The organism is Prosthecobacter sp. (genome assembly GCF_044222345.1).
In the GTDB taxonomy this organism is placed as follows: Bacteria; Verrucomicrobiota; Verrucomicrobiia; order Verrucomicrobiales; family Verrucomicrobiaceae; genus Prosthecobacter.
This window is the reverse complement of record NZ_JBGANL010000124.1, coordinates 1-4,795: the sequence shown is the minus strand read 5'-3', so window position 1 is coordinate 4,795 and position 4,795 is coordinate 1. Positions and strand designations below refer to the sequence as shown.

Genomic DNA, 4,795 nt, shown 5'->3' with positions numbered 1-4,795 from the left:
ATGCCAGCCTTCTGGCAGGTGTCCAGCACTCGGATCACGTTCTGGTAGGGGGTGCCTTCATCACCCCGCAGGATCACGGCCTGATCCTTGTAGAGGGCGACGATGTTCTTCAGCTTCACCAGCAGCTCATCGGGATTGAACTTCTGGCCGTTGACCAGGATCTCCCCGTCTTTTTTAATGTTGATGATAATCTCACCCACGTTGCGGGTTTCCTTCTCCTTGCCTTCATCGGCGGCAGGCACGCTTACGTCCATGACCTGCTCCTCCTTCGCATACTGGAAGGTCACGGCAAAGAAAATGACGAGCAGGAACAGCACGTCCACCAGCGGCGCGAGCTGCATGGGCGAGGGTTCGATGGAATGCTGTTTGCGGAAGTTCATCGCGGAGGGTGATCTGCCTGTTTACTGGCCGGCGACGGCGCGCGCGGCACGCTTGTACTGCACTGCCAGCAGGGCCATCAGATGGGTCGTCGCAGCCTCCATTTCGGAGATCAGGCGGTTCACCTTGCCACGGAAGATGGCGTAAAACATCAGGGAGGGAATGCCGATGACGAGGCCCGAGGCCGTGCAAAGCAGCGCTTCGGACACCCCTTGGGCCAGGCCCAGCTGGTTCGATCCACCCACGCCCTTGCCCGAGATTTCATGGAAGGTCGTGATCATCCCCAGCGTCGTGCCGAGCAGGCCGAGCATCGGGGCGATGGCCCCGACGTCCCCCAGATAGGCGATGCGGGCCAGCAGCAGGCTCGACTGGCGGTTGCCCTCGGCCTCGGTGACTTCCTTAACCTCTTCAAAGCTCGCGCTCGGGTTGCGCGTGGCAAAGTCGAGCGTTTTGGAGGTGATGCGGGCGATGCACTCGTTGCGGCGGTTGCACACCGCCAGCAGCCCCAGGTAGTCCTGCTTGCGGATCAGGGCGTCCGCCGAATTCATGAACGCATCGCTGACCACGGTGCCCTGCCGGACTGTGAAGCCGAACAGCACGATCATGAAAAACGCGATCATGGAGAGAATGATCAGCGGGTAGGCCATGACCCCGGTGCGCTTGACGAAGCCTTGGAAGGTCAGCACATCGCCATAGGGATTGTCTTCGGCGGGAGCCTGCGTAACCACGGCACCTGGAACTGCGGCAGGCTGCTGGGCCTGGGCTTTGAGGGTCATCGTGAAGACGAGTGCCACCAGCACAGCCAGGGCGAAGAAGATTTTTCGATGCATGAGGTGCCGACTGTAGACGTGTGCGCCAGCCTTGCAAGGGGCCGGTGGCGGGCTTTACCGGCCCGGTCAGGCCAGCAATTCCCGCACCACTTTGCACTCGTTCACGCCTGTCAGGCGGAAGTCCAGCCCCGCGTATTTGTACGTGAACTTTTCGTGATCGAAGCCCAGAATGCGCAGAATCGTGGCATGCAGATCGTGCACATGCACCGGGTTTTCCTGCGCGGCAAAGCCGAATTCATCCGTGGAGCCATGCGTATACCCGCCGCGCACCCCCCCGCCCGCCAGCCACATGGTGAAACCGTAATGATTATGGTCGCGGCCATGCTGTTTGCCTGCATTGGACCCGGGCACCGGCAGTTCCACCGCCGGCGTACGGCCAAATTCGCCGCCCCACATCATCAGGGTGTCATCCCACAGTCCGCGCTGCTTCAGATCGCTCATGAACGCGGCGATCGCCCCGTCTGTCTGCTGGCCTAGCTTCCGGTGTTCCAGAATTTCGTCATGGTTGTCCCATGGCTGGCCCGCACCCGTCCAGAGCTGGATGAAACGCACCCCGCGCTCGAGCAAACGCCTCGCGATCAGGCACTGGCGCCCAAAAGCGTGGTCGCCGTACATCTTCCGCATCGACTCCGGCTCCTTCATGATGTCGAAGGCGTCCGTGGCCTCCATCTGCATGCGGTAGGCCAGTTCATAGCTCTGCACCCGCGCTTCCAGCTGCTGGTCACGGTCCTGCTGCACCAGATTGCGCTGGTTCAGCTCCTGCAGCAGGTCCAGCTGGCGGCGCTGCTGCTTCAGGTCAAGCGAGCCGTTCTTGATGAATTCCACGAGCTTTTCCACCCGGGTGTCCTCCGTGTTGATGTAGGCGCCCTGGTAGGCGCTCGGCAGGAAGGCCGACTGCCAGTTCTTCGTGCGCCGCGTCGGCATGCCGCCGGGGCACATGGCGATGTAGCCGGGCAGGTTGTGATTCTCACTGCCCAGACCGTAGGTCACCCACGATCCTATCGTTGGTCGGTTCAGCCGGCCTTCGCCGCTGTTCATCAGGCCGAGAGACGGCTCATGGTTCGGCACGTCGGCGTGCATCGAGCGGATCACGCACATGTCATCCGCAAACGCACCGGTCTTTTCGAAGACCTCGCTCACTTCGAGCCCACACTCACCGCGCTTGGTGAATTTGAAGGGCGATTTGAAGCCTGCCCCGGTGGGGCGCTCCGTCTTGAGCACGTTCGGCAGCGGCTTGCCGTCGTATTTGTCCAGCATCGGCTTCGGGTCGAACGTATCCACGTGGGACGGCCCCCCGTTCATGAAGAAATGCACCACCCGCTTGGCCTTCGGCTCAAAATGCGGACGCTTCAACGCCATCGGGTCCATCGTCGCGGCGGAGGCCTGCGAAGTGAACAACGAGCCCGCCGCCATCGTGCCAAAGCCCATGCCGACACGTTGCAGCAGCTCGCGGCGCGTCAAAAAAGCATGCTCCAGATTCGGGGCATGATGTGAAAAAAGGGAACTCATGGGGGGTGGGAATGATACGTCTGGGGCAGGGGATGCTTTCGCGTGATTCTTGGAGCGGGATTTATAGCACAGGAAAGCGCAAAAAAGGAGCGGAAGCTGCTGATTAAATGCCGTCTGTTGTTCGTATCATTTGTACCCCAATGCCCCTGAATTCACGCCATCTTGCTTTGGCCGCCTTTGTCGTCGGCTCGTTTTCACTTTCCGCTGCTCCCGCGTGGAAGGACGCGGAGGTCGTTTTGAAGGCCAAATGCTACGAGTGCCACAACCCTAAAAAGACCAAAGGCGACGTCGATTTGCAGCAGTTCGCGGCGGATCCGCAGCTCACCAAGCATTTTGAAGTGTGGCTGAAGGTCAAGGACACCATCGAAAACGGCGACATGCCGCCGCCCAAGGCACACCAGATGAGTGATCAAGAGCACGCAGCCCTCCTCGGCTGGGTGAATGGTGAACTCGACGCCCTGGCCACCGCGCAGTCCGGCGATCCCGGCCCCGTGACGATGCGCCGTCTGACCAACGCCGAGTACGACTACACCATTCGTGATCTCACCCGGCACGACTACGGCTTCGCCAAGGAATTCCAGACCGATGGCGGTGGCGGCGAAGGCTTCAGCAACACCGGAGATGTGCTCTTCATGAGCCCGGCGGCGCTGGACAAATACTTCGGCGCCGCCCGCAAGGTGGCCGACCACGCCACGATCATGCCGGGCACGGGCATCGTTTTCAATCCGCAGCGCATCGGCCTGCGCGGGCCTGAGCAGGTCAAAGCCCAGGCGCAGCAGGCTTTGTATGTGTGGTATCAGCAGAAGTCGGCGCCTCACCTGCCCCAGGATGGCGAGGATATGCGTGAGGCGGACTACATGGTCGCCTGCTGGAAGCACAAGCATTTCCAGACGCCGCTTGAACAACTCTCCAAAGAGACCGGTTTAAAGCTGCCCTTCCTGCAAAACTGGAACAATCTCGTGAACGCCACCGAGCCGAAATCGCGTTTCCTCGATCTCACTCGCGTCGCATGGCGTGAACTGCCCGGACCCGATGCCGCAAAACCCGGCCAAGTGCCGCAGGCGGTCGTTGATGGTGCCAAAGCAATCCAGGCGCAGTTGCTCTCCTGGAACAATCCCAAGAAGGCAGGCAGTGGCGTGCAGCGCCAGCAGCAGGACGCTGATGGCATCCGTCCCTATCAGATGAACACCGAGGTGAAGGGCAAAAAGCAGGCCTTCCTTTGCATCGGCGATGATGGCGACGGCAACAAAGGAGACATCGCGCTCATCACCAAGCTCGACCTGAAGACCACCAAAGGGCCGGTGCTCTATTTGAACTGGCTCAACAAGCAGCTCGATGAAGATCGTAAGGCCCTCAGCGCGACTCCCCCTCCTGCCAATGCAGAAGCGCTGAAACAGCGCATCGCTGAAATCGAACGCGTGAAAAGCACCTTCGGCAAACATCCGCAGGGCCGCCAGATCGAACCCGGCGTGCTCGCCCTTGCCGCGCCGCTCGTCCTCACTCTGCCATTGCCGGAGAACGTCACCTGGATTCATGCCGAAGCCCGGCTGGATCTGGAAAATCCTGACATCAATGACGGCACCATCCAGTGGGATCTCACGGCGGACAAACCACGGGATGTCACCAAGATCATGCCGGGCATCCTGACCGTCTGGAAAACGCAGACCGATGCGGCTCGCAACACGATGCGGGACTTCAGTGTCATGAAGCAGGCCTTCCCAGACATGTTTGAGCGCCGGCTTGAGGAAGTCGCCAGCAATCTCTACCGCCGCAAGCCCGGCATCACCGTTTATTACTTCAGCGATGATCAGCTCGGGCAGCTCCTTGGTCCCAAGGACCGCGACTACCTCGCGGCCATGAAGAAGGACTTTGCTTACACCGCCCCGTCTCAGCTCAATCCGCAGCAGCAGAAGGAGTTCGACGGTGCTCTGCTCGGTCACCTGCATCAATTCGCCGGCCGTGCCTGGCGCCGGCCGCTTGCCAGCGAAGAAATCCAGAAGCTGGACGCGCTCTACTTTGAAGGCCGCAAGAAGGAGCTCGATCGCGAATCCGCCGCACGTGAGGTCCTTGTGCGCGTG

General features: G+C 60.7%; 4 protein-coding genes. 1 reads left to right on the top strand and 3 read right to left on the bottom strand.

The features are described from left to right. The 3 genes from ACILSL_RS26850 to ACILSL_RS26840 all read right to left on the bottom strand — a co-directional run. Window positions 1-380 (bottom strand): ExbD/TolR family protein (locus tag ACILSL_RS26850; RefSeq protein WP_395735151.1); only part of this gene is annotated, 380 nt, incomplete at its 3' end. 21 nt (window positions 381-401) lie between these two features. Next, window positions 402-1,208: a MotA/TolQ/ExbB proton channel family protein gene (locus ACILSL_RS26845; RefSeq protein ID WP_395735150.1), complete on the bottom strand. Its 807-nt coding sequence runs from the start codon at window positions 1,206-1,208 to the stop codon at window positions 402-404. 66 nt (window positions 1,209-1,274) lie between these two features. After that, a complete protein-coding gene (locus ACILSL_RS26840; RefSeq protein WP_395735149.1) occupies window positions 1,275-2,717 on the bottom strand; it encodes a DUF1501 domain-containing protein in 1,443 nt (480 codons plus the stop codon). Between the two features lie 140 nt (window positions 2,718-2,857). Here ACILSL_RS26840 and ACILSL_RS26835 point away from each other — a divergent pair. Then, window positions 2,858-4,795: DUF1587 domain-containing protein (locus ACILSL_RS26835; protein ID WP_395735148.1), on the top strand; the 1,938-nt coding region annotated here is incomplete at its 3' end.

What these genes read in the sequence shown, in the direction of transcription:
- ACILSL_RS26845 (WP_395735150.1), bottom strand. Translation starts at nt 1,208, where the DNA reads ATGCATCGAAAAATCTTCTTCGCCCTGGCTGTGCTGGTGGCACTCGTC.
- ACILSL_RS26840 (WP_395735149.1), bottom strand. Translation starts at nt 2,717, where the DNA reads ATGAGTTCCCTTTTTTCACATCATGCCCCGAATCTGGAGCATGCTTTT.